We start from the raw sequence: 20,138 nt of genomic DNA on the forward strand, positions 1-20,138 counted from the left end.
TTCTGTCATGCGGCCGCACGAACGCCGCCGGGCCACAATGACGTTTCCTCAGGTTAGGCGGGCGAACCCCACCTCCGGCCCGGTCGCGGCGACGGGCTCGCATCGGGGTGGGTTGGCGGGGAGGTAGCGGCGGCCATCTTGCAGGTCTCGGACCAGGTCGCCGTAGGCGACTTCCAATTCGGCCAAGCGGGTCCATTGCCGGTGCATCAGGATTCCGGCGGGGTCGTCGGTGTGGAGGAGGTGGAAGGCCAGTGCGGCTGCGGCGGCTATGTGGTCGATGGTTTGGGCGAGGGTTTCGGTGTGCGCGCGGGCGCCTACCGCGGAGCGCGAGAGGTTGAGCTCGGCCCAGGTGTCGATCTCGGCGAGGATCTGCCGGCGGCGTGGGCGTAGACGGTGCGAGCACGACTCGTCGACGAGCATGCGGTGGTGTACCTCGGTGAGGTCGTGGGCCATGCGGCACAACGCATTACGCAGGTACTGGCCCCGGAGCGCGCACAGCAGTTCGCTCGGGTTCGGCAGCGCGCAGGACGGCGCGTCGATATGCCGGTCGCGCATCGCCTCACCTTTCGACTGCCCCGCGGCCCGCACGTGCCGTCACAGCGGTGCGGTGAGTTCGAGATGGATGCCGTCGGGATCGTCGAACGACAGGATCGCGATGCCGAACTGGGCCATCTCGGTCACCTCACCGTGCTCGATTCCCGCCGCCTCCAGACGGGTTGCGGCAGTGAACAATTCGTCCTTCGACGCGACGGAGAAGCTGAGGTGGTCGAGCCCGACGCGCTCGGAGTCGAACCGGTCGGTGGGCGGGGCGACGGGCCGTAGACCCAGCAGCATGCCGTTGGCCAGGAATACGCATCCGCCGTAGAGCTGGTACGGATCGGTGCGGACCTGCGGGTCCGCCGGGCTACCCGCCGATTCTGCCGCGATCTCGAAGCCCAGTACGTCGCGGTAGAAGGCGCGGGACCGCTCGATATCGGTCACGGTCAGGCGAACGTGATGGGTACCGGTGGTGGCGAGGATCGGCATGGAGGCTCCCGGAGGCGGTGTGGCTTCGAAACACGAAGCCTATGGCCGAGCCACACGGTTCAGCAGTGTCGTAACCGACACATTTCGCACCGTTCACGACATGGTCGTTCGCCTAGTACCGCACCCCGGGCCCGGGCAGCACTTCGATATCGCCCGCGTGCATCGGCTCACCGCACTGCGCGCACCGTAGATCGACGCTGCTGATTTCGCCACAAGCGTTGTGGCGGTAGAGAACCGGCGGCCCAGCCGCCCCCGCCAGCCACTTGTCCCCCCACCGCACCATGACCATGAGCAGATCGACCAACTCGGTTCCCTGCCGCGTCAGGGCGTACTCGTAGCGCGGGCGGCTGTCGTATGGGCGGCGCTCGAGTATGCCCGAGTCGACCAGGTGGTTCAGCCGTTCGGTGAGGACTTTGCGGGAGATGCCGAGGTCTGCCTGGATCTGGTCGAAGCGGGTGAAACCTACCCACACGTCCCGCAGGATGAGCGGTGACCAGGGTTCCCCGATCACCTCCAGGGTGCGGGCGATCGAGCAGGCCATATCGCCGAAGTTCGTGCGCTGCATGGGACCAGTCTAGCGATTGGAGTTCCCTTAGGGAACTTAGAGTGTTATGGTCGCTGAGTCTCCTGAAGAAACTCGAGAAGGGAACACGGAGATGGGCAAGGTCATCAGTGCGCACGCGGTCTCGGTGGACGGATACATCACCGGGCGCGACCCCGGCCCCGGCCAGGGCCTCGGCGATGGGGGAATGCTGTTCGACTGGTACTTCGACGGCGACACACCCAGCCGGGTGTTCGACGGGTTCAAGCTGAGCGAGGCCAGTGCCCGGGTCTTCGACGACCTCGCCGGGCACGTGGGCGCGATCGTGGCGGGGCACCGGACATATGTGGACTCCGACGGTTTCAGCGGCGGCAGCCCGCACCCGACGGCCCCGCTGTTCGTGCTCGCCCACGACCGGCCCGCGGCGGCGTCGGCGAGCCAGACCGTGGTCACCACTGGTATCGAGGACGCGATCGCGGCGGCGCGCGAGGCCGCGGGCGACGGGTACGTCGGCCTCATGGGCGGCGGTGTCGCCACCGCGGCATTGCGCGCCGGACTCGTCGATGAGGTTGTCCTGCACCAGGTTCCGATACTGCTCGGCGGCGGCCGACCCTTCTTCCAGGCCCTTCCCGGCCACATTCGCCTGCGTCTCGTCGAAGCCGTCGCGGCTCCCGGCGTGACCCATCTTCGTTACGAGGTTCAGCGATGACCATCGATCCCGACGTGCGGCGCGTTCTCGACGGCACCCCGCAGGCCCATCTCGCGACCGTCCTGCCCGACGGCGGTCCGCACGCGGTCCCGGTGTGGGTCGGCACGCACGGCGACCATGTCGTCATCATCACCGGCCCGACCTCTCGCAAGGCCCGCAACCTGCACCGCGACCCGCGGGTGGCGCTCTCCATGACCGCCCCCGACAACCCGTACCAGCCGATCCTGCTCCGCGGCCGGGTCGTCGAGTGGATCGACGGCGACGCGGGCTGGGAGATCGTCGACCGGATCGCGCAGAAGTACATCGGAACGCCGTATTCCCGCGATCAGTACCGCGTCGCCGCCCTCATCGAGCCGGACCGGCAGAGCATCGGCTGAGGCGCCGGGTTGCCCACTGGACAACCGCCCGCTACTGTTCGCTGCGCGCCGGAGAGCGCACCGCACTACAGCAACACGGGGGGAATCCGTGACAAGACCTGACCAATCGCATTCCGTGCCGGATTTCGCGGCCGCCAACGGCGTCTACTGCGCCTACTGCGGCGCGACTCCCGCTGCGCACGTGGACTTCCGGGGCCACCGCGGCATGCTGATCGTGATGCAATTCCTGCGGCAACCCGGGCCTTTCTGCCGCAACTGCGGTCTGGCCACCTACCGCCGCATGACGGTGGAGAGCGCCTGGGTGGGCTGGTGGGGGTTCCTGTCGTTCGTCATCAACCCGATCACCATGCTGATCAACCTGCCCGCCCGGTCGAAGGTGGCCGCGCTGGCGCCGCCGATACCGGGCAGTCCGCGGCAGCCGATGGATCCGGGCAAGCCGCTGCTGCGCCGCCCCGCCGCGCTCGGCCTGCTGCTCCCGGTGGCGGCCGTCCTGACCATCGTGGTGGGTGTGCTCGTGAGCAGCGGTGGCGACCACGATCAGTTGGCGACCGGTGACTGTGTGGACACCCGCGATCACGGCGCCATCCGGGATGCGAAAGCGTCGGAGCTGGTGAAGATCGGCTGCTCCGATCCGGCCGCGCAAGCGAAAATCGTTGCACGACTGGACAATACCCACGACACCTTCAAGTGCCGTCAGTACTCCGAAGCCAACGAGGAATTCACCGACTCGGACGACAGGAAGTACTTCGTCCTCTGCGTGCGCACGTTCTCCTGAACACCCTGCGGCACAACGTCATTCTTTTCCGGCCGACAGGGCCGTGAAGAGACCGCGTTCGTCGAAGACCACGGCAACGCGGAGGTCCGGCCCTTCGATATACAGCTTGGACCGGTCGGCGTCGAAGTCCGCACGCAAGCCGCGCCGCACCGCATAGCTGTACATCGCGCGCCGATGATCCGGCAGACCCAGCCGGTCGGCGGCCTGCATCACGCGCGAGACGCGCAGCATGTCGGGCGGGGGCACGGCCAGGTCGGGGTGCTCCACCAGGACGGCGAGCCGAGTACCGCCGCCGACCGGCGCGCTGTACCACGTCCAGCTGTCCGAAATCGCCTTCGCCAGCTCGCCGACGAGCCAGGTGACCCGCAGCGGATCGGTGGGCGATTCCGGGAACTCGGAAAACGGCACCTCCGGCTCCGACAGCAGCGGAATGCCATGCCGCACACCGTAATCGCGTACGGTCTCGGCCAGTTCGGTCACCTCGTCGGGATACCAGTCGGGGTTGGCCCAACTCCACAGCCAGGATTGCGGCCCCGGCGCGGCACTGCCGAGCACATGGAACCGGGTGCACACCAGATTCCGCTCACCACTGAATTCGAATCGCGGCGGTTCGTAGTCGACGTGCCAGGCCGGTACCCCGAGCACCTCGCTCAGGTACTCCTGATGCTCATACGACAGCAGCGCGGCGTCATCCAGCAAACCCACAACAGACGGTTCCCGTCCGGCATTTCCTCCCACCCGCCAAACCCTAACCCCGGCACACCCGTCCGGCTACTCCGCAGCGTTTACCGCGATCTCGCCGCCCAGGTGGTATCCCCCGGACAGCTCGAGGGTGTCACCACTCCAGAAACGGCCGGGGTCATACCAATTCGGGCGACGCTCGGGGAGCAACCCCATGGACTGATATGTCATGGCGACGATTTCCGCGCAGTAGGCGCTGCGCAGGTCCTGAGGTGAGTCCGGCCGTCGCACCGAACTTTTCCGGCGGAAGCGGCCGACCCGGCCGCCGAACCAGCGGGCGGCGAGGCTGCTGGTCGACGGAAACGGCAGGCCGTCGAGGCGGGCGATGGTGCGCAGGGCGTTGTCTTCCATCTCGCGGGTGACCGGGCGGTCGAGCTGGCGGAACCAGGCGCGCTGGCCGTAGCGCTGGGTCCAGACCACCACCGCGTCGCGAAGGTCGTGCAGCTGCGCGCCGCGGTGGCGGGTGCCGGACCACATGTCGGGCAGCGCCCGCCCCAGTTCGGCATGCCAGATCAGCACGGGCAGATCGTCGATGGCGACGGCCATTCCGACGTGATTGACCGGACTGTTGGTGGTCATCCGGATGGCCCGATCCGCCGCCGAACTACCACGGAACAGCCAGAGATCGCCGGTCCGCGTGAGTTCGAGCGCGCGATCGAGGTCGATGCTCGTACCCGCCATACGCAGTAGCCTAGGCACATGCGCTGGTGGAAGGTACTCGGTTTGGCGGGCGCGGCCGGTGTTGCCGCAACAGGAGTCGTCATCGTCCGCGCGGAACGCAAGAGACGTGCCTACACGCCGGACCAGGTCCGCGCACGCCTGCACGACCGAGTCGGCGATCCCGCTGACCCGTTGCCGAAGGACGCCGCCGAGTAGCGACAGCTACTGCCCCCGCCGCACGAACACGATCAGGGCGATGCCGCCGATCAGGCCCACGCCCGCGAGCACCCCGGCGCCCCACGCCAATTGGGACGCACCCGCCGCCAGCGCGGTGATCGCGACGACGGCCGCGAACACCCCGAACAGCAGCGCCACGAACCCCGCCCAGTTCCTGGTGTCCGCGAGCGTCTCCCCCGGTTGCACCTCGGCGGAGCGGGCGATGTCGGTGGCGTCGTCGAGAGGCGGAATCTCCGCTGGGCCTTCCACGGTCATGCTGAAACTTCCCTTATCCGGGGCCGGACATCGTGCCCCGCACCTGTTTCGGCACATTGCCGCACAGCGCGGACCCAAACCTGTCGAGGGAAACAGACTGGTCCGCACAGGCGGGACGGATAGCCGATCAGCGAAAGCGGATTACCGAAAGCACCCCGGCGACCACGCAATACACCGCGAACGGCAGCAACGTCCGAGTCCGGAAATACTTTTCGAGAAACCGCACCGCGAGGGCCGACGACGCACCCGACACGAGCGCACCCACCAGAACCGGCCCCCGGACGGCGACGATCTCGGGTCCGGTCAGCTCCGGCAGTTCGAGCAGGCCCGCACCGAGGATCGCCGGCGTCGCCAGCAGGAACGCGAACTTGGCGGCATGCTCGCGTTCGAGGCCGCGCCACAGCCCGCCGACCATGGTCAGCCCGGCGCGGCTGAATCCGGTCAGCAGCGCACCGGTCTGGGTGAGGCCGATGACGACGGCGTCCCGAGCCCCGAGCGCCGCCAGCGGCCGGTCCCGCTGGCGGGGCAGGGCGGCGGCGCGCGTCTGCCGCCGGGCGAACCGGCGCCCGTACTCGGCCAGCGTGGGTTCGTTGCGGCGGCGCAGTCCTTCGCCCACGACGAGCACGACACCGTTGAGCGTCAGGAAGATTCCGGCGTAGACGGGCGCACCGAACAGTACGTGCAGCGAATGGTCCAGCAGTGTGCCGAGCACCGCGACGGGGACGGTGGCGATCACGATCAGCCAGGCGAGCCGCTGCGGCACCGTCTCCGCGCGTCCGGTCCGCAGGGTCGCCGCGAACCCGGAAACCATGGCGAGCCAGTCGCGCCAGTAGTAGCACAGCAGCGCCAGCGCCGTCGCCACGTGCAGCACCACGACGAACGCCAGATACGCTGCGCCCCCGCAGGTCTCGCAGTGCCCGGTCAGCGCCTTCCAGTCACCGCCCAGCCAATCGGCGATCAGCACGGAATGCCCGAGACTGGAGATCGGGAAGAGTTCGGTGACCCCCTGCACGGCACCGATGACCGCCGCTTCGAAATAGGTGAGCACCGGTGGGAGTCTCGCACAGGCGGAAACGGAATTGCCGGGCGGCTCAGACCAGATAGATGACGAGCACGGCCGCGAACAGGACGGCGAGCCAAACGTCGGTGGCCCGCTTCAGCCACGGCGGCGCGGCACGCACCTCCATGAAGTACCGAACGATCAAGCGCGACTTGACCACCGCGAGCGCGAGGACCACCACCGTGATCGGCACGCTGCCCACCGCCGCGCCGGACGTGTGACCGGGCGCCAGCCACCAGGTGCCGATGGTGACCAGCACCAGCACGATCCACACGGCCGTGATCGCCCTTGCGGCGCTGGGTGTTTCCGAGCTGACGGCCATGCTTACCTCATCACGTAGAGCAGGGCGAAGATGACGACCCACAGCAGATCGACCATATGCCAGTAGACCGCGCCGGATTCGACCATCGACACCCGGCGCCGGGCGGGATTGCGGAGTTCGCGGACGACGACGCCGAGCACGATCAGCCCGATCGCGACGTGCAGCAGATGCACCCCGGTGAGCACGTAGTAGAACGAGTAGAACAGCTCGGAATTGGTTCTGCCGGCGGCTATCTCGTGCGCCCACTCGTAGGCCTTGAGCACCATGAACAGCACGCCACAGCCGCCGCCCGCCCAGACCAGCCGGATCGCCTGCTCGTGCCGCCCGGCGCGCGCCGCCAGGACGCTGCGCGCGACGAACCACGAACTCGTCAGCAGCACCACCGTATTCACCGCACCGACGTCGAGGTCGAGGTGCTGCTGCGCCGCGAGGAACTCGTTCGGCGTCATGGTCCGGTAGATCATGAAGATGACGAAGTAGCCACCGAAGATGATCATGTCGCCGAGCACCATCACCCACATGTGACCGTCGCCCGGCAGATGACCTCTCGCGGGCGCGTCGCGCGGCGGCGCGGGTAGCGAATCCGATTGCGTCATGGCACTCCTCCGGCCGGTTCAGTCGAGAGCGGGCGCGTCGGCGGGTTCGCGTTCCGTCGCCTGCTTCAGCAGCACGATCAGCGCGCCCAGCCACACGCTGAACACCACGACCGCCAGCCAGAAGGCGATGGAACCGTTCCACGCGAACGGCCCCGCGTCGAACAGGAACATCTGCGTCGCGATCACCTCGGTGACGATCTGCCAAATACTCACGTAGGCAAACCATTTCGGGAAGATCTCGTGTTTGTCGTAGAGGATGGCGACGGCCAGCACGAGGTAGGCGGTGGAGAAACAGCCCAATGAGCCGTTGTAGGACAGCATCCCGAGGTCGTAGAGCAGGCCGACGACTTCCGGATCGCGGCCGGTGCGGAAGGTGGCGGTGAGGAAGCAGGTGGCGACGAGCAGGAACCCCGGCAGCGCACCGACCGCCATGCCGCCGAGGTAGCCGTAAGCGAACACCGACCCGACGGACATCCGTTTCATGTGGTAGCCGACGAGTCCGTTGGTCACCGCCGCGCCGCCGAGCAGGATCAGCAGCAGCCCGAACCCGATCTGAATGGTGAGGCTGTGCGAGGTGAGGAAATCGACCTTCTGCGCCGTGGTCACATCGGGGCGCGGCGGGGGCGTCACCCGGGCCAGCAGGCAGATGATCACGCCGAAGACCGCGTAGAAGCCGGGGAAGATCCAGTAGATCAACCGGACGTCGGGCTTGCCCCTCATCCGGCCACGCCCTCATCGACGGCCTGGCGACGCAGCACCCGGCGCAGCACGAAGAACATGACGACCAGGAAGAGCGCGAACGCGCCGTTACGCAGCCAGAACGACAGCACACCGTCCCACGCCAGCGGCCCCGTCCGGAACACCGCCGCGCCGGCGGCCGGAATCATCGCCGCCCCCGTCGCCAGCGCATAGTGCCCCACCCAGCGCGGGAACACCGGTTCGGGTCCATCGTCGAAGTAGACCGCCACGGCGAGCAGCAGGAACTGGCTGACCACCATGCCGACCGGCGCGATGAACACGATCCACGCCAGATCGTTGAGCAGCAGCACCAATTCGGGATCACGGCTCGGGCGGAATGCTGCCACGAGGAAGAAAATGTTGGACAACGCGAAGATGGTGGCGCCGCTGATGGTCGCCGTGAGGTAGCAGTAGGCGAAGACATGGCTCTGCGACCGCATCCGCTTCATCTGGACCACGATCACCGCGAAGAACGGGACGATCATGACCCCGCAGAGGTTGAAGGTGACCATGCTGAACCGGATCCACGCGGTGTTGTCCCGATAGAACGCCGCCACCTCCGTGGCCGACATCTCGGGCGACATCGGCGGGCGGAAGCCGGGAAAGGCGACGAACGCCAGCAGCAGCACGACGGCCGCCACCGGAGCCGTCCAGAGACTCACCCACTGCGCCTTGATATTTCCGGCCTTCGGCAGGTCCTGAGCCTGTTCGAGGATCTGCACCTGATTCCTCCAACCTGACCGTAGTCAGCTGTCCATCCGGCGGCGCCACAGCTGCGCGAGGCCACATCGGATTCTAATCCCGCTGACTGCAACGGGATCCGTCACAGCGACGGTAGCCCGCGACACCAACCGAAGGGAAGAGTTTTCTGATTTCAGTCAGTTCTGGCTGTCGTAGAATGCCGATGGACCCGAAACGAAGGAGAGCGGACCACAGGTGCTGAAGGACAAGCCGCCCGCGCGCGGCACGAAGGGCCGCCAGACGCGCGAGCGACTACTGGGCGCGGCACTGGCCGAGTTCAAGCGCGACGGCATGGCGGGCGCCGATATCGCCGCGATCGTCTCGGCGGCCGGAGTCGCGCATGCGACCTTCTTCTTCCACTTCCCCACCAAGGAGCACGTCCTGTTCGAGCTGGAGAAGCGCGAAGAGGACCGCATCGCCGCTGATCTCGCGCAGTGCTTCGCCGAACCGCACGACGTGCGGACCACACTCACCGCGACGCTGCGCTCACTCCAGGACCTCGAAACCCGCCTGGGCCACCGGTTGTTCAAAGACTTTCTGGGGCTGCACTTTTCCTCGACCCGGCCGCCGCCGGAGGAGGTGCTGCTGCACCCGGTGATCGTCACGGTGGTGGACGAACTGCGAAATGCCCAGGGACGCGGGGAGATTCCCGCGGAGGTCGATGTCTTCCACAAGGGCGTGTCGTTCCTGGCGGGCCTCTACGCCCTGCTCATCATGCTGCCCCCGGCGGAGGAGGTCCGGACCCCGTTCCTCGCGGAGTATCTGTCCACCTACCTGCTCGGCCTGCGCGTGGAGTGCGCTACGGGATAGCGTTACCATCGCCGAGAACGCGATTACCGGGCGAGAGCCCCACGAACGGAGGCGACCGTGGTTCGGGACGTGCTGGTGGTCATCGGTACCGGCGGGATGGGTCGCGCGATCGCCCGCCGCCAGGGCAGCGGCAAGCAGGTGCTGGTCGCGGATTACGACGAAGCCGCGCTGCGGGCGGTGGCCGAGGCCATGACGGCGGACGGGTACATCGTCACCCCGGCGCACGTGGATGTCTCGGCTCGGGAGTCGGTCGCGGCATTGGCCGAGACGGCCGATTCGCTGGGACCGGTCACGCAGGTGGTACATACGGCCGGGCTCTCGCCCGCGCAGGCGACCATAGCGGCGATCCTGCAGGTAGATCTCCTTGGAGTCGGCCTGGTACTGGAGGAGTTCGGCCGCATCGTCGCGCCCGGCGGCGCGGGCGTGGTCATCGCGAGCATGGCCGGACACCTGAATCCGTTGCCCGCCGATCAGGACGCGGCGCTGGCGACGACCCCCACGGAGGAATTGACGAAGCTGTCGTTCCTGGCTCCCGAGGTGCTGACCGAGCCGGGACGCGCCTACGCAATCGCCAAGCGCGCCAATCTCTTCCAGGTCCGCGCCGCGAGCGGGCCGTGGGGTGAGCGGGGGGCGCGGATCAACTCGGTCAGTCCGGGGGTGATCTCGACCGCGATGGGCCGCCAGGAACTCTCCTCGGCGCCCGGCGATCGGATGCGTGCCATGATCGCGGCGTCGGGGACCAAGCGCCCCGGCACCCCCGACGACATCGCCGCCGCGGTCGGTTTCCTGCTGAGCCCGGACGCGTCGTTCGTGACGGGTACCGATCTGCTGGTGGACGGCGGTGTGGTGGCGGCGGTCGGCGGTGCGGCGGCCCGGAACGGGTGAGCTACGAGGTCCGGCGGGGCTGAATCCTGTCGGAGAATATTGTTATCAAATTTGAATATCCGACATCCAAATACGGATCTCTGCCGCTCCGTGCGTGATAACGTCATTACCGCTCGTTGACGTACCGAACGGAGGGGTCATGGCTGCTGAGCTGGATACCGGAGGCGCCGTGGCCGACCCACGCCCGCACCGGGTGGTGCAATGGACGACAGGCAATGTCGGCAAGAGTTCGGTACGGGCGATCGCGGCCCATCCCGGCCTCGAGCTCATCGGCTGTTACGCCTGGTCCCCGGACAAGTCCGGTCGTGACGTCGGCGAGCTGTGCGGTATCGCGCCGCTGGGCGTCGAGGCCACCAACGATATCGACGCGCTGCTGGCCCTGAAGCCGGATTGTGTTGTGTACAACCCGATGTGGATCGATGTGGACGAACTGGTCCGCATCCTCTCCGCCGGAATCGATGTCGTGGCCACGGCCTCCTTCATCACCGGCCACAACCAGGGCGAAGGCCGCGAGCGGATCGCGGAGGCCTGCCGGCGCGGCGGGTCGACCATGTTCGGTTCGGGTATCAGTCCGGGCTATATCAACCTGATGGCGATCCTCTCGGCCGGGATCTGCGATCGGGTCGACAAGGTCACCGTGTTCGAGGCCGCCGACACCACCTTCTACGACTCCCCCGCGACGGAGCGGCCGGTCGGCTTCGGTCGCCCGATCGATGACCCGGATCTCCCGGCGATGACCACCCAGGGCACGGGCGTCTTCGGCGAGGCCGTGCGCCTGATCGCCGACGCGCTCGGCGTGGAACTCGACGAAGTGCGCTGCGATGCCGAATACGCCCGCACCACAGCCGATCTCGACCTCGGTTCGTGGACCATCGAGGCCGGTTGCGTCGCGGGAGTGCACGCCTCGTGGAAGGGTTCAGCGGGCGGGCGGACCGTGGTCGAGATCGATATCCGCTGGCGCAAAGGGCAGACCCTGGACCCCGATTGGAAGATCGATCAGGACGGCTGGGTCCTCCAGGTCGACGGCCGACCGACGGTGAAGAACGTCATCAGCTTCCTTCCGCCGCCGGACTTCCAGGCCGAGACCATCGCCGACTTCATGACCCTCGGCCACATCATGACGGCCATGCCGGTGATCAACGCCGTTCCCGCCGTGGTCGCCGCGCCGCCCGGCATTCTGACCTACAACGACCTCCCGCTGATCCTGCCCCGCGGCCTGGTGCCGCAGGCCACCGACGGAGCATCATGACCACCGCCCCTACCCCCGACGCGCTCGCCCGCCGCCCACACCCGGCGTCGGCCGAACCGCCGATCCACACCACCGTCCGCGACGCCCTCAACTACTTCGGTACCTGCGCACGCTGCGGCTACCCGGCCCAGGCCTCGGAAATCGTCCGCAGGTTCGTGGGCGGCCGGGTCGAGGTCACGATCCAGCCGACCTGCGGACTGCCCTGTGGGTGGCATGGGGATCCGCGGGTCGTCAGGGGCTGAGCGCGACCGGCCTGAGTGGACACAATTCGGGTTGACGTGGCTGTTTTTCGCCGTGTCGAGGCGTTTTGTGTCCGCTTAGGCCGGTTGCGGAGCGGGGCGGGAGGCGTGGGCACCGCGCGCGAACAGCGCCCACAGCGCCAGGCCGAGAATGGTTGCGGCGGAGCCTAGTTCGCAGACCAGCGACCATCCACCGGCCTGGTAGGCCGACCCGGCCGTGACCGAACCCGCCACGCCGCCAAGGAAATAGGTCACCATGTAGGCGGTGGTCAGGCGACTGCGGGCGGCAGGGTCGAGGGCGTAGACGGCGCTCTGGTTGGACAGCTGGATGCCCTGGATGCCGAAGTCGAACACCAGGAGCGCGGCCACCAGGGCGAACAGGTTGTGGCCTCCCCAGGCCAGCAACGCCCAGCTGATCAGCACGACGATCCACACCAGGGTCGTCACCGCGCGCAACCGCCCACGGTCCGCCAGCCGTCCCACCACGGGCGCGCCCAATGCGCCCGCCACACCGGCGAACCCGAACAGCCCGATCGCGAACTCGGAGAACTCGTACGGAGCCCCGTGCGCTCCGGAGAGCAGGAAGGCGATCGCCGTCCACACGCCCGAAAAGCACGCCATCGCAAGGAATCCCAGCACCATGCGATGCCGGAGCACCGGGTGGACGCGGATGAGCGTCACGATCGAGGCGAGCACCTCGAGGTAACGCTCGCCGGACGCGCCCGGCACCCGCGCGGCCTGCCCGGTGGCCGGAGCCAGCAGATACACGCTCACCGACATCACCAGCTGGATCCCGGCCGCGACCACCAGCACCGCACGCCATCCGCCGAGCTGCGCGACCGCACCGGCGAGCACCCGCGACAGCAGAATGCCCAGCAGCAGCCCGCTCATCACCGTCCCGACGATCTCGCCGCGCCGGTCGGGATGGGCCAGCGCCGACGCCCACGGCACCACGACCTGCGCCGCCGAGGCCGTGACGCCGGTGGCGAACACGCTGAGCAGCAGCACGGGAAGGTTCGGCGCTGCCGCGGAAAAGATCAGGGCGGCAACGGAAGCCGCCAAGAGCACGGGGACCATGCGGCGGCGTTCGAGGAAGTCGCCGAGCGGCACCAGCAGCGCCAGCCCGGCAAGATAACCGACCTGTGCCGCGCTCACCACCAGGGCCGCGGTCGCCGTCGAGATCGACAGCTCACCCGCGACCTCGTGCAGCAGCGGCTGCAGGTAGTAGAGGCAACCGGCGGACGAACCCGCGGTGATCGCGAAGACCAGGACGACCAGGCGCGTCAGCTTGGCGGCCGGAGGGGCAGTCGAAATACTCACGAGAACCATCGTCCGATGCGGACGCAATCAATGGAAGCGATGAATTTCGATATGGCTATCTACAGAATAGATAGGCTTGCCGGGTGGAGATTCGGCAGATCGAATGCTTTCTCGCCTGCTACGAGCGGCGGTCCTTCACCGCGGCGGCGCGGTCGATGAATCTGGTGCAGTCCGCGGTGTCGACGAGCGTGGCAAAGCTCGAACACGAACTCGACGCGCGATTGTTCGATCGGATGCCGCGAGCGCTCGAGCCGACCGAGGCGGGGCAGGCCATGGTCGGCCCGGCCCGCGCGATGCTGCGTGCGCGGCGGGAGGTGGTGGACGCGATCGACAGCACCCGGGGCCAGGTTCGCGGTGAGGTCGTGATCGGCAATCTGATGAATATCCGCGCGCTCGACCTGGCGGCGGTCATCGCCGAGATGCACCGCCGCCATCCCGCGGTGACGCTGCAGATGCGGCAGAGCACCTCGGGCGTCGCCGGGAATATCGCGGGGCTGCGCGACGGCAGTCTGGATATCGCGCTGCTGGCCGGGATGAGCGACGAAATCCCCGGTATCACAACACATTCCGTCAGCACCGAGACCTTGGTGCTGTGCACCGCACCCGGCCATCCGCTCGCGGGCCGCCGATACCGTGCCGATGATCTCGACGGCATTCGCTTCATCGACTTCCCGCCGGGCTGGGGTATCCGGACGATCGCGGACGAGCTGTACCCGAACCGCCGGCCGGTGATCGAGGTGGCGGACCAGATCTTCGCACTCGAGTTGGCCGCCAAGGATTTCGGCGTCGTCCTGGTCCCACATTCGGTAGCGCTGCGCTTCACCGGGGTCGGATACAGCGAGCAGGCGGGCACGCCGGTCCCGTGGAAACTCAGCATCGCCCACGACGCCCAGCGCACTCCGTCCAACGCTGCCCAAACCGTCATCGACGCACTACGCGACCTCGGTCGCCGGTAAGGGGCGGCCGACGTGCGGCAATGGGACGGTTCTCCCGCCCGACTGCGCACGCCGGTCGCCTGCCGCACCGCGGGGCGGGTCAGATCCCGTACCGGCGGACCGGCCTCACTTCAGGTGCCTGGCGAAGAACCGGCCCGCTTCCGCACCGGCGAACTCCGGGACGCCGGTGTGCCCACCCATGTTGGCGTACAACGACTTCTCCTTGGAGCCGAAGGCGTCGAAGAGGTCCAGGGCGTGTTGCCGGTCGTTTCCTTCGTCGTCCCACTGCAGCAGGACCAGCAGCGGGATGGCGACCTGGCGGGCCTCCTCGATGATCGCGCGGGGCACGAAACTCCCGGCGAACAGAACGGCGGCCGAGATGCGCGGCTCGACCACCGCCAGCCGGGTTCCGATGGAGATCACCCCTCCCGAATACGCGACCGGGCCACCGATCTCGGGCAGCGCGAGAAGGGCGTCCAGGGTGGCCTGCCATTCCGGGACGGACTGGTCGACCAGCGGGAGAATGAGCCGGTCGACGAGTTCGTCATCGACCGGATCGCCGGCCTCGAGCGTCCGGCGCAGGTCGGCGCGGGCCTGTTCGGCTGCGGCCGAACGGGGCCGGTCGCCGTTCCACGGGTGTTCGATGGTGGCCGCGGCGAAGCCGTCCGCCACGGCGTGCCGGGCCCGGGCCAGCAGGCGCGGGTACATCCTTCGCAGTCCGAGTCCGGCCGGGTGGCCGAGCAGAATCAGCGGGGCCGGTGCGATGGCGGACCCGGCGGTCCACAGCATGCCGGGGACCTCGCCGAGAGTGAATTCGCGCTCGAGAATGCCGTCGTCGAGGCGCTGTTCAGAAGCGAAATGCATGGTCGTGCCTTTCGGGAGTGCACTTGAACGGCGCTCCCGGACGACCTATCGCCCGACCGTGACCCCGGAGGGGAGCACCCATGTCGATACTGCGTTCACGGGTACCACCTCCTCGTTCTCTGGTCCGGCCTCCGGAAGGCTATCAGTGGTCCACGCACCCCCGCCAACGCTTTTTGCACACCGACACCGACGGCTCTCGGTAACGCAGTGGCTACCTATGTGCGATGTGTCGAGCATCACCCATTCAGGAGGCTCGAATGTTTTCAGCGAAACGAATTGCTGCCGGCGCTGCCGTTGCCGCCGCCGCTGCGGCCACCACACTCGTCGGTGGTGGCGTGGCACAGGCTGACGTGCCGGTATGGCAGGCCAACTGTCACGTTTACAGCATCTTCAATACCGGCGGAATGTCCACTTGTGAGCTGCCGACCTGGCATCAGGTGAAACTCACGTGCGTTGCCTGGCCCGTCCCGTTCGTCTACTGGAAATACGGGCCGGCACAGTATGGGCAAAACCAGTCGTGGGCCGGCTGCGACTCACTGAACGCGCTGGTGGGAATCGAGGTTATCCAAGCGTAAGTCGTGCAGTTCCAACAGCTAACTGCGCGATGAGTGGAGTTCTGCCAGTAGTTCGCGTTTGCGGTGGGGGGTCAGGCTGTGGCGGTTGTGGCCGCGGAGGGCGGCGTCGAGTGCCCACAGCATTCGGATAGTGAGGCCCTTGATTTCGGCCGCTTTCAGGCGGCGGTAGGTCTCGATCGCGCCGATGCGCTCGAGGTCGGCGAGTGAGTGGACATCGGCGGCGGCGAGCCAGCGGGCGGCGTAGTAGCCGAGGTGCCATTCGCCGTCGCGCCACACGCGGATGTGCAGGTGGGCGGTGTAGTTGAGGACGTCGGCCCTGTCCCACACGGCTATTCGCAGGGCGTCCGGGTTCGCCGGTGGGGTGGGGCGGTGCAGGACCTGGTGGCGGGCGCGGCGGGCCGTGCCGATCATGCGGTGGAAATTGCGGAAGATCTGGATTTCGCCGTCGTGGCCGTGGTCCCAGGGGCCGAGGTAGGTGTGGTCGCTGGGGTATCGGGTGGTGTCCAGCGCGAGGGCGCTCGCCGCCCAGTGGCGGCACTCCGCCGGGGTGGACGGTGTGACCACGATCGCGCCGGACAAGCGTTGGGTGTGTCCGCGTTCGCGCTCCCAATATGGGAGATACGAGTCGTCGCCCGCTGCGGTCAAGCCGTGGGTGTGCCACCTGATGGTGCCCTCTGGGGCTGAGCGTAAGGGCAAGCGCCGCACCAGTTCTCGTGCCGCGCGCGGGCCGAGACGAGTGCACCAGCCGGGGACCAGCACGATCGGGTCGGCCGGGTCGGCGTCGAACGGGGTCGTTGTCAGGAACGGGTGGTCGATGACGAGCAGCGTGCCCGGGCGCGACTGAAAGGACATGCCCCACAGGAGATGTGCCAGTAGGTGTGCGCCGCGATCGTCGGAGAGCAGATGCCAGGTGTCGTGAAAACGGTTGGTGCTGAACCGGACCGACGTACCCGGGCGCAGCGAGATGACGGTGTGGACGTGACCGTCCAACCGTATCGACCGGCGGTGCAGCTTCATCCCGTCGCCGACCGTGCGGGCGACTCCGGGACGCTGCGTCTTGACTCTGCTCATCGTGCTTCCATGAGGCCAGAGTTCCGTGTGCGGCACAACCGATTTCTTCGCGGCCGCTCAACTGTCGAGCCAGCGTTCGACGGCATCGAGGGTGGCGGTCACGAAGATCGGTTCACCGTCCGATGCGTCCAGCAGCTTCCAGTTGTACGGCGGCGTGGACTGCCGGACGAGGTGGTATCCGGCGCTTTCGGCACGTGCCGACAGTCTCCGCACCCGCGCCGCGGCCGGGTCCCGCGGAACCGGGCAGAGCCGGTGGCCGTTCATCGCCCGCTCCCCCAGAAGCCGTGCTGCCGAGCAGAATCCGGGACGATGTGGCCGTGGGCGACCAGCATGGCGAAGGCGGCGCGCTTGCGTGCGCACCCGTGTTCGCGATGGAGCTGCATCGCCCGGTGGGCGTCCCGCAGCGAGAGCGGGCGGTTCGGAAGATCGCAGGTCCAGTCCATCGGCCACTCCATCGGGCGCATCGGACGGTGTGCCCGCGCGGGCCGAGGCCGCGCCGGCGCCTCGTGGCGAGGCCTGATGACCGGCCACACACACCCGACGGCGACCACCGCGAACAACCCCGCCCCGACCACCGCGAGAACGCTGTGCACCGACTCCCACGGGCTCATCGCCGCTCCCCCTCACGCTCGTCGGGCGCGTAGAAGTTCGGCATCGCCAACCGAGTCAGGCCATCCAGAACCTGTTGCAACGTAGGCCGATCCGTCGCGAACACCGGACCGCCCAACGGTGGTGCGGCATCGTGCTCGGGCGGCTCGGGCAGCGGGTTGCCCGACCCTCCCGGAAACGGGATGCCGCGCAGGTGAGCGCGTTCGCGTGGACTCAATTCCTGCGGCGCCAGCCGGCCGTGCAGGACCAGCGTGAGGTAGGCGACCCGCTTCCAGTCGCAGTGTTCGACGCGGCAGCCGCGATGCCGCTGCATCAGCCGATGCGCCGACTCCACCTCCGCCAGCCCGCAGATACCCGGTGGATCGACGCGCACGCCGCCACAGTCGTCTCTTGTCATGGTTGTTCCCCGAAACCTGATGAGTGTGTTGGATTTTGGGTGCGGGGGTACGTCGTGCACGCTAAGGTTGCTGCTACGTCTTCTCTTCGGAGCCGTTCCGGGACTCCGCGCTGCACGATCTCCCCAACACCGTGGCTAAGCAGATCATCGAAAGTTCGCAGGTTCCAGCGATCTCGGGTATCCGGTCGAATGTCGCCGGAAGTACCATGAGCACACCCGAAAGTGCCGTCGATCTCACCCGATTTCGCGAACGAGCCGAACCGATTCCGCGCTGAAGGGGAAGACATGGACAGCTCGATCGAAGACTTGGACAGCAACCCGAGTTCGACGCTGCCGCGACGGCAACTCGGCCGATTTCTGCGCGAATGGCGCGAAGCGAACGGTTTCACCATCGCCGCTGCCGCCGCGCTGGTAGACCTGTCCGCCTCCGCGCTCCAGCGCATCGAGGCGGGGCAGACACAGAAGGTTCGTCAGCAGGACGTCCGCGCATTGTGCGAGCTGTATGGCGTGGGAGCCGAGGATACCGAAGCCGCTATCGGCTTGACTCTCATGGCGCGGACGCAGAGTTGGTACCACGCTCACGGCGGGCTGTACTCGGAGGCGTTCAACATGTACGTGGGTTTGGAAGCCGCCGCACGGCGGATGACCAGCTACCACGAGCACATACCGGGTCTGCTGCAAACGCCGAACTATGCTCGCGCAATCTTCGGTGCCTTCCCGAAGTTCACCAGTTACAAGGATGTCGACCGCCGAGTCGAGCATCGACTGAAGCGTCAAGCCATCGTCACCCGGAAGTCGAATCCGGTTGTGTTGGATGTCCTTCTGCACGAGTCGGCGCTGCATCGCGTAACGGGCGGGCCGCAAGTCATGGCCGCGCAGCTCCGGCATCTGGCCGAGATTTCGAAGCGGCCCAATGTGACGCTGCGCATTCACCCGTTCGGAGCAGGCCTGACATGGGGAATGCCACATGGATCATTCTTGATCTTGGAGTTCGAGAACGACGCCAAGGCTCTTCCTGTAGAACCACCGATCATTTACCTGGAGGGCGGACCCGCACAAGACGTATACCTCGAAAAGCCCGATGAAATACAGATCTACAGTGAGCTTGCCTCGGCCATCCGAAACGCCTCACTGGACGAGGACCGATCCCGGGAGCTGATTCGCCGGGTGACGAAGGAGTATGAGCGTGACCACCAATGACCTATCCGGAACAGGTTGGTTCAAGAGCAGCTACAGCGAGAGCGGCTCGCAGTGTGTAGAAGTTGCTTGGCTGCCGGAAGGCAATGTAGGCGTTCGAGATTCGAAGAACCCCACAGGCCCCGCATTGACCTTCACACCGAGTGAATGGGACGCATTCGCCCAGGGCATGCACGCCGGACGGTTCGAGCAGACCGCCTGAGCCGCAAGACTTGACAGCAAAGGCTCCATCGACAGCACCGTCGATGGAGCCTTTGGAGTAGTTAGTCCACAACGATCCAACCAGGAACCGGGATATCGATATACTCCCGCCCCGGCACTTTAGTGCTGAGCATGCCCCCATCGTAATTGAGCGTATACCTCAACATCGGCGCACCGGAAGCATTGTGCGACACACTGACGACAAGTCCATTTTCGATCAGCGCTCGAACAGGACCAACTATGTCACTGAATTCGAAAGGATCATCAATCGGAATCGTCAACATAAGGCCGAGCCCGAGCCGCACAAGAATACCGTCAGCGTCTCTCGTCAATGACAGCAACGGTGCAGCGGGATGCTTGGGAAGTCCCACGATCGCAGCGGAACCTTCATCGAAGAGAAACCGCCCACGCGCCGAAAACTCATCCCGAAGCCACCGGTACAGACGATCCAAAACCTCATCATGCTCTTGCACGAGTCGATTCACGACCTCTCTATCTTTCAGCACGTAACGGAAGATCGGGGTCCGTAACCATTCTGATAATTCTTCCAGGTTCGATCCCCTACAGTAATGTACCCCTCGGCTATGCCGATATAGTCACCGGGTACACACGGGGTGCCCTGGGCTGACATGACAGTATATTTCTTCCCCGACACAGGACTCTGCACGCTACGTTGCGCAATGCTGGCATCGACCTGAGTCACCTTGCTTCCATCCACTTTTGCGAAGTAGATTATGGCGTCAGCCCGGTCGACCGTGCCCTGGCAGATCATTGTTCCCTTGACGTCCATCAGTGCGGGTGAACCTTTTGACTGGTGCACATTGTGAACCGTTACATCGCACGACCCTTCGGGGTCTGCTGCGGCTCGAACTGGGCACAGTACAACGGACATAATCTCAGCCGAAATTACCCCCGCCACAGCAAAAGACCCAAATTTCATTTACATCCCCCATATTGCACCCCGGACCAGCCGAAGGCGTCCCCCTGGCCGCGCAGGAGCGGCAGTTC

30 protein-coding genes are annotated in these 20,138 nt (G+C 66.6%); 12 read left to right on the plus strand and 18 right to left on the minus strand.

Annotation, left to right across the window (positions count from 1 at the left end; translation table 11 throughout):
* Window positions 1-48: 48 nt before the first annotated feature.
* The 3 genes from ACFMRZ_RS18550 to ACFMRZ_RS18560 all read right to left on the minus strand — a co-directional run bounded on the left by ACFMRZ_RS18550 (window position 49) and on the right by ACFMRZ_RS18560 (window position 1,591).
* The gene (locus ACFMRZ_RS18550; protein WP_400180133.1) at window positions 49-555 is read right to left on the minus strand and encodes a hypothetical protein; all 507 of its coding nucleotides are present in this window, start codon (window positions 553-555) and stop codon (window positions 49-51) included.
* A gap of 39 nt (window positions 556-594) precedes the next feature.
* On the minus strand, window positions 595-1,026 hold the full coding sequence (locus ACFMRZ_RS18555; protein ID WP_280271024.1) for a VOC family protein: 432 nt from the start codon (window positions 1,024-1,026) through the stop codon (window positions 595-597).
* A gap of 112 nt (window positions 1,027-1,138) precedes the next feature.
* Window positions 1,139-1,591: a winged helix-turn-helix transcriptional regulator gene (locus tag ACFMRZ_RS18560; RefSeq protein WP_400180134.1), complete on the minus strand. Its 453-nt coding sequence runs from the start codon at window positions 1,589-1,591 to the stop codon at window positions 1,139-1,141.
* 91 nt (window positions 1,592-1,682) lie between these two features.
* Here ACFMRZ_RS18560 and ACFMRZ_RS18565 point away from each other — a divergent pair, with 91 nt between their 5' ends.
* From ACFMRZ_RS18565 to ACFMRZ_RS18575, 3 genes are all read left to right on the plus strand, one after another.
* Window positions 1,683-2,276: a dihydrofolate reductase family protein gene (locus tag ACFMRZ_RS18565; protein WP_400180135.1), complete on the plus strand. Its 594-nt coding sequence runs from the start codon at window positions 1,683-1,685 to the stop codon at window positions 2,274-2,276.
* Window positions 2,273-2,653: a PPOX class F420-dependent oxidoreductase gene (locus ACFMRZ_RS18570; RefSeq protein ID WP_400180136.1), complete on the plus strand. Its 381-nt coding sequence runs from the start codon at window positions 2,273-2,275 to the stop codon at window positions 2,651-2,653. The genes ACFMRZ_RS18565 and ACFMRZ_RS18570 overlap by 4 nt, the downstream gene beginning before the upstream one ends.
* A gap of 88 nt (window positions 2,654-2,741) precedes the next feature.
* Window positions 2,742-3,428, plus strand: coding sequence for a hypothetical protein (locus ACFMRZ_RS18575; RefSeq protein WP_400180137.1), 687 nt, complete (start codon window positions 2,742-2,744; stop codon window positions 3,426-3,428).
* An 18-nt stretch (window positions 3,429-3,446) separates the two neighbouring features.
* Here the strand turns inward: ACFMRZ_RS18575 and ACFMRZ_RS18580 are convergent, their stop codons facing one another.
* The gene (locus ACFMRZ_RS18580) at window positions 3,447-4,133 is read right to left on the minus strand and encodes a DUF6882 domain-containing protein (protein WP_400180138.1); all 687 of its coding nucleotides are present in this window, start codon (window positions 4,131-4,133) and stop codon (window positions 3,447-3,449) included.
* Between the two features lie 66 nt (window positions 4,134-4,199).
* Window positions 4,200-4,850: a hypothetical protein gene (locus tag ACFMRZ_RS18585; RefSeq protein WP_280271030.1), complete on the minus strand. Its 651-nt coding sequence runs from the start codon at window positions 4,848-4,850 to the stop codon at window positions 4,200-4,202.
* 18 nt (window positions 4,851-4,868) lie between these two features.
* Here ACFMRZ_RS18585 and ACFMRZ_RS18590 point away from each other — a divergent pair, with 18 nt between their 5' ends.
* Window positions 4,869-5,045 carry a hypothetical protein gene (locus tag ACFMRZ_RS18590; RefSeq protein ID WP_280367411.1) on the plus strand — a complete coding sequence of 59 codons (177 nt, stop codon included), beginning with the start codon at window positions 4,869-4,871 and terminating at the stop codon, window positions 5,043-5,045.
* Between the two features lie 6 nt (window positions 5,046-5,051).
* Here ACFMRZ_RS18590 and ACFMRZ_RS18595 read toward each other — a convergent pair whose 3' ends face one another.
* From ACFMRZ_RS18595 to ACFMRZ_RS18620, 6 genes are all read right to left on the minus strand, one after another.
* A complete protein-coding gene (locus ACFMRZ_RS18595; protein WP_280367392.1) occupies window positions 5,052-5,321 on the minus strand; it encodes a hypothetical protein in 270 nt (89 codons plus the stop codon).
* 127 nt (window positions 5,322-5,448) lie between these two features.
* Window positions 5,449-6,369: an undecaprenyl-diphosphate phosphatase gene (locus tag ACFMRZ_RS18600; protein ID WP_400180139.1), complete on the minus strand. Its 921-nt coding sequence runs from the start codon at window positions 6,367-6,369 to the stop codon at window positions 5,449-5,451.
* Between the two features lie 43 nt (window positions 6,370-6,412).
* Window positions 6,413-6,703, minus strand: a complete 291-nt coding sequence (locus ACFMRZ_RS18605; protein ID WP_400180140.1) for a cytochrome C oxidase subunit IV family protein — start codon at window positions 6,701-6,703, stop codon at window positions 6,413-6,415.
* Window positions 6,704-6,705: 2 nt separating this feature from the next.
* Window positions 6,706-7,299 (minus strand): cytochrome c oxidase subunit 3 family protein, encoded by a 594-nt coding sequence (locus tag ACFMRZ_RS18610; protein ID WP_400180141.1) that lies wholly within the window; start codon window positions 7,297-7,299, stop codon window positions 6,706-6,708.
* Between the two features lie 18 nt (window positions 7,300-7,317).
* Window positions 7,318-8,019: a hypothetical protein gene (locus ACFMRZ_RS18615; RefSeq protein WP_400180142.1), complete on the minus strand. Its 702-nt coding sequence runs from the start codon at window positions 8,017-8,019 to the stop codon at window positions 7,318-7,320.
* Window positions 8,016-8,759, minus strand: a complete 744-nt coding sequence (locus tag ACFMRZ_RS18620; protein WP_400180143.1) for a hypothetical protein — start codon at window positions 8,757-8,759, stop codon at window positions 8,016-8,018. Before ACFMRZ_RS18620 ends, ACFMRZ_RS18615 begins: the two co-directional genes overlap by 4 nt.
* Before the next feature lie 214 nt (window positions 8,760-8,973).
* Here ACFMRZ_RS18620 and ACFMRZ_RS18625 point away from each other — a divergent pair, with 214 nt between their 5' ends.
* The 4 genes from ACFMRZ_RS18625 to ACFMRZ_RS18640 all read left to right on the plus strand — a co-directional run bounded on the left by ACFMRZ_RS18625 (window position 8,974) and on the right by ACFMRZ_RS18640 (window position 11,964).
* Window positions 8,974-9,588, plus strand: coding sequence for a TetR/AcrR family transcriptional regulator (locus ACFMRZ_RS18625; protein WP_400180144.1), 615 nt, complete (start codon window positions 8,974-8,976; stop codon window positions 9,586-9,588).
* Window positions 9,589-9,645: 57 nt separating this feature from the next.
* Window positions 9,646-10,473 carry an SDR family oxidoreductase gene (locus tag ACFMRZ_RS18630; protein WP_400180145.1) on the plus strand — a complete coding sequence of 276 codons (828 nt, stop codon included), beginning with the start codon at window positions 9,646-9,648 and terminating at the stop codon, window positions 10,471-10,473.
* Window positions 10,474-10,612: 139 nt separating this feature from the next.
* Complete coding sequence (locus ACFMRZ_RS18635; RefSeq protein ID WP_400180146.1) at window positions 10,613-11,722, plus strand: dihydrodipicolinate reductase; 1,110 nt, start codon at window positions 10,613-10,615, stop codon at window positions 11,720-11,722.
* The gene (locus ACFMRZ_RS18640) at window positions 11,719-11,964 is read left to right on the plus strand and encodes a hypothetical protein (RefSeq protein ID WP_400180147.1); all 246 of its coding nucleotides are present in this window, start codon (window positions 11,719-11,721) and stop codon (window positions 11,962-11,964) included. The genes ACFMRZ_RS18635 and ACFMRZ_RS18640 overlap by 4 nt, the downstream gene beginning before the upstream one ends.
* A 75-nt stretch (window positions 11,965-12,039) precedes the next feature.
* Here ACFMRZ_RS18640 and ACFMRZ_RS18645 read toward each other — a convergent pair whose 3' ends face one another.
* A complete protein-coding gene (locus tag ACFMRZ_RS18645) occupies window positions 12,040-13,290 on the minus strand; it encodes an MFS transporter (protein WP_400180148.1) in 1,251 nt (416 codons plus the stop codon).
* Between the two features lie 74 nt (window positions 13,291-13,364).
* On the opposite strand from ACFMRZ_RS18645, the gene ACFMRZ_RS18650 reads away from it, so the two are divergent.
* Window positions 13,365-14,237 carry a LysR family transcriptional regulator gene (locus ACFMRZ_RS18650; protein ID WP_280271042.1) on the plus strand — a complete coding sequence of 291 codons (873 nt, stop codon included), beginning with the start codon at window positions 13,365-13,367 and terminating at the stop codon, window positions 14,235-14,237.
* A gap of 105 nt (window positions 14,238-14,342) precedes the next feature.
* Here ACFMRZ_RS18650 and ACFMRZ_RS18655 read toward each other — a convergent pair whose 3' ends face one another.
* Entirely contained in the window at window positions 14,343-15,080 is a 738-nt protein-coding gene (locus ACFMRZ_RS18655) for an alpha/beta hydrolase (RefSeq protein WP_400180149.1), read from the minus strand.
* 257 nt (window positions 15,081-15,337) lie between these two features.
* Here ACFMRZ_RS18655 and ACFMRZ_RS18660 point away from each other — a divergent pair, with 257 nt between their 5' ends.
* Window positions 15,338-15,655 carry a hypothetical protein gene (locus tag ACFMRZ_RS18660; RefSeq protein ID WP_400180150.1) on the plus strand — a complete coding sequence of 106 codons (318 nt, stop codon included), beginning with the start codon at window positions 15,338-15,340 and terminating at the stop codon, window positions 15,653-15,655.
* 18 nt (window positions 15,656-15,673) lie between these two features.
* Here the strand turns inward: ACFMRZ_RS18660 and ACFMRZ_RS18665 are convergent, their stop codons facing one another.
* From ACFMRZ_RS18665 to ACFMRZ_RS18680, 4 genes are read right to left on the minus strand one after another with little or no spacing between them, the layout of a single operon-like run.
* Window positions 15,674-16,726, minus strand: coding sequence for a TfoX/Sxy family DNA transformation protein (locus ACFMRZ_RS18665; RefSeq protein WP_400180151.1), 1,053 nt, complete (start codon window positions 16,724-16,726; stop codon window positions 15,674-15,676).
* A gap of 57 nt (window positions 16,727-16,783) precedes the next feature.
* Window positions 16,784-16,990: a hypothetical protein gene (locus tag ACFMRZ_RS18670; RefSeq protein WP_400180152.1), complete on the minus strand. Its 207-nt coding sequence runs from the start codon at window positions 16,988-16,990 to the stop codon at window positions 16,784-16,786.
* Window positions 16,987-17,337, minus strand: coding sequence for a hypothetical protein (locus ACFMRZ_RS18675; RefSeq protein ID WP_400180153.1), 351 nt, complete (start codon window positions 17,335-17,337; stop codon window positions 16,987-16,989). Before ACFMRZ_RS18675 ends, ACFMRZ_RS18670 begins: the two co-directional genes overlap by 4 nt.
* Entirely contained in the window at window positions 17,334-17,732 is a 399-nt protein-coding gene (locus ACFMRZ_RS18680) for a hypothetical protein (protein ID WP_400180154.1), read from the minus strand. Before ACFMRZ_RS18680 ends, ACFMRZ_RS18675 begins: the two co-directional genes overlap by 4 nt.
* A gap of 285 nt (window positions 17,733-18,017) precedes the next feature.
* Here ACFMRZ_RS18680 and ACFMRZ_RS18685 point away from each other — a divergent pair, with 285 nt between their 5' ends.
* On the plus strand, window positions 18,018-18,932 hold the full coding sequence (locus tag ACFMRZ_RS18685) for a helix-turn-helix domain-containing protein (protein ID WP_400180155.1): 915 nt from the start codon (window positions 18,018-18,020) through the stop codon (window positions 18,930-18,932).
* Window positions 18,919-19,131 carry a DUF397 domain-containing protein gene (locus ACFMRZ_RS18690; protein ID WP_400180156.1) on the plus strand — a complete coding sequence of 71 codons (213 nt, stop codon included), beginning with the start codon at window positions 18,919-18,921 and terminating at the stop codon, window positions 19,129-19,131. Before ACFMRZ_RS18685 ends, ACFMRZ_RS18690 begins: the two co-directional genes overlap by 14 nt.
* 61 nt (window positions 19,132-19,192) lie before the next feature.
* Here ACFMRZ_RS18690 and ACFMRZ_RS18695 read toward each other — a convergent pair whose 3' ends face one another.
* Entirely contained in the window at window positions 19,193-19,615 is a 423-nt protein-coding gene (locus ACFMRZ_RS18695) for a hypothetical protein (RefSeq protein WP_400180157.1), read from the minus strand.
* Window positions 19,616-20,138 lie beyond the last annotated feature (523 nt).

This window comes from Nocardia sp. N2S4-5 (assembly GCF_044628355.1).
GTDB classification, from domain to species: Bacteria; Actinomycetota; Actinomycetes; order Mycobacteriales; family Mycobacteriaceae; genus Nocardia; species Nocardia wallacei_B.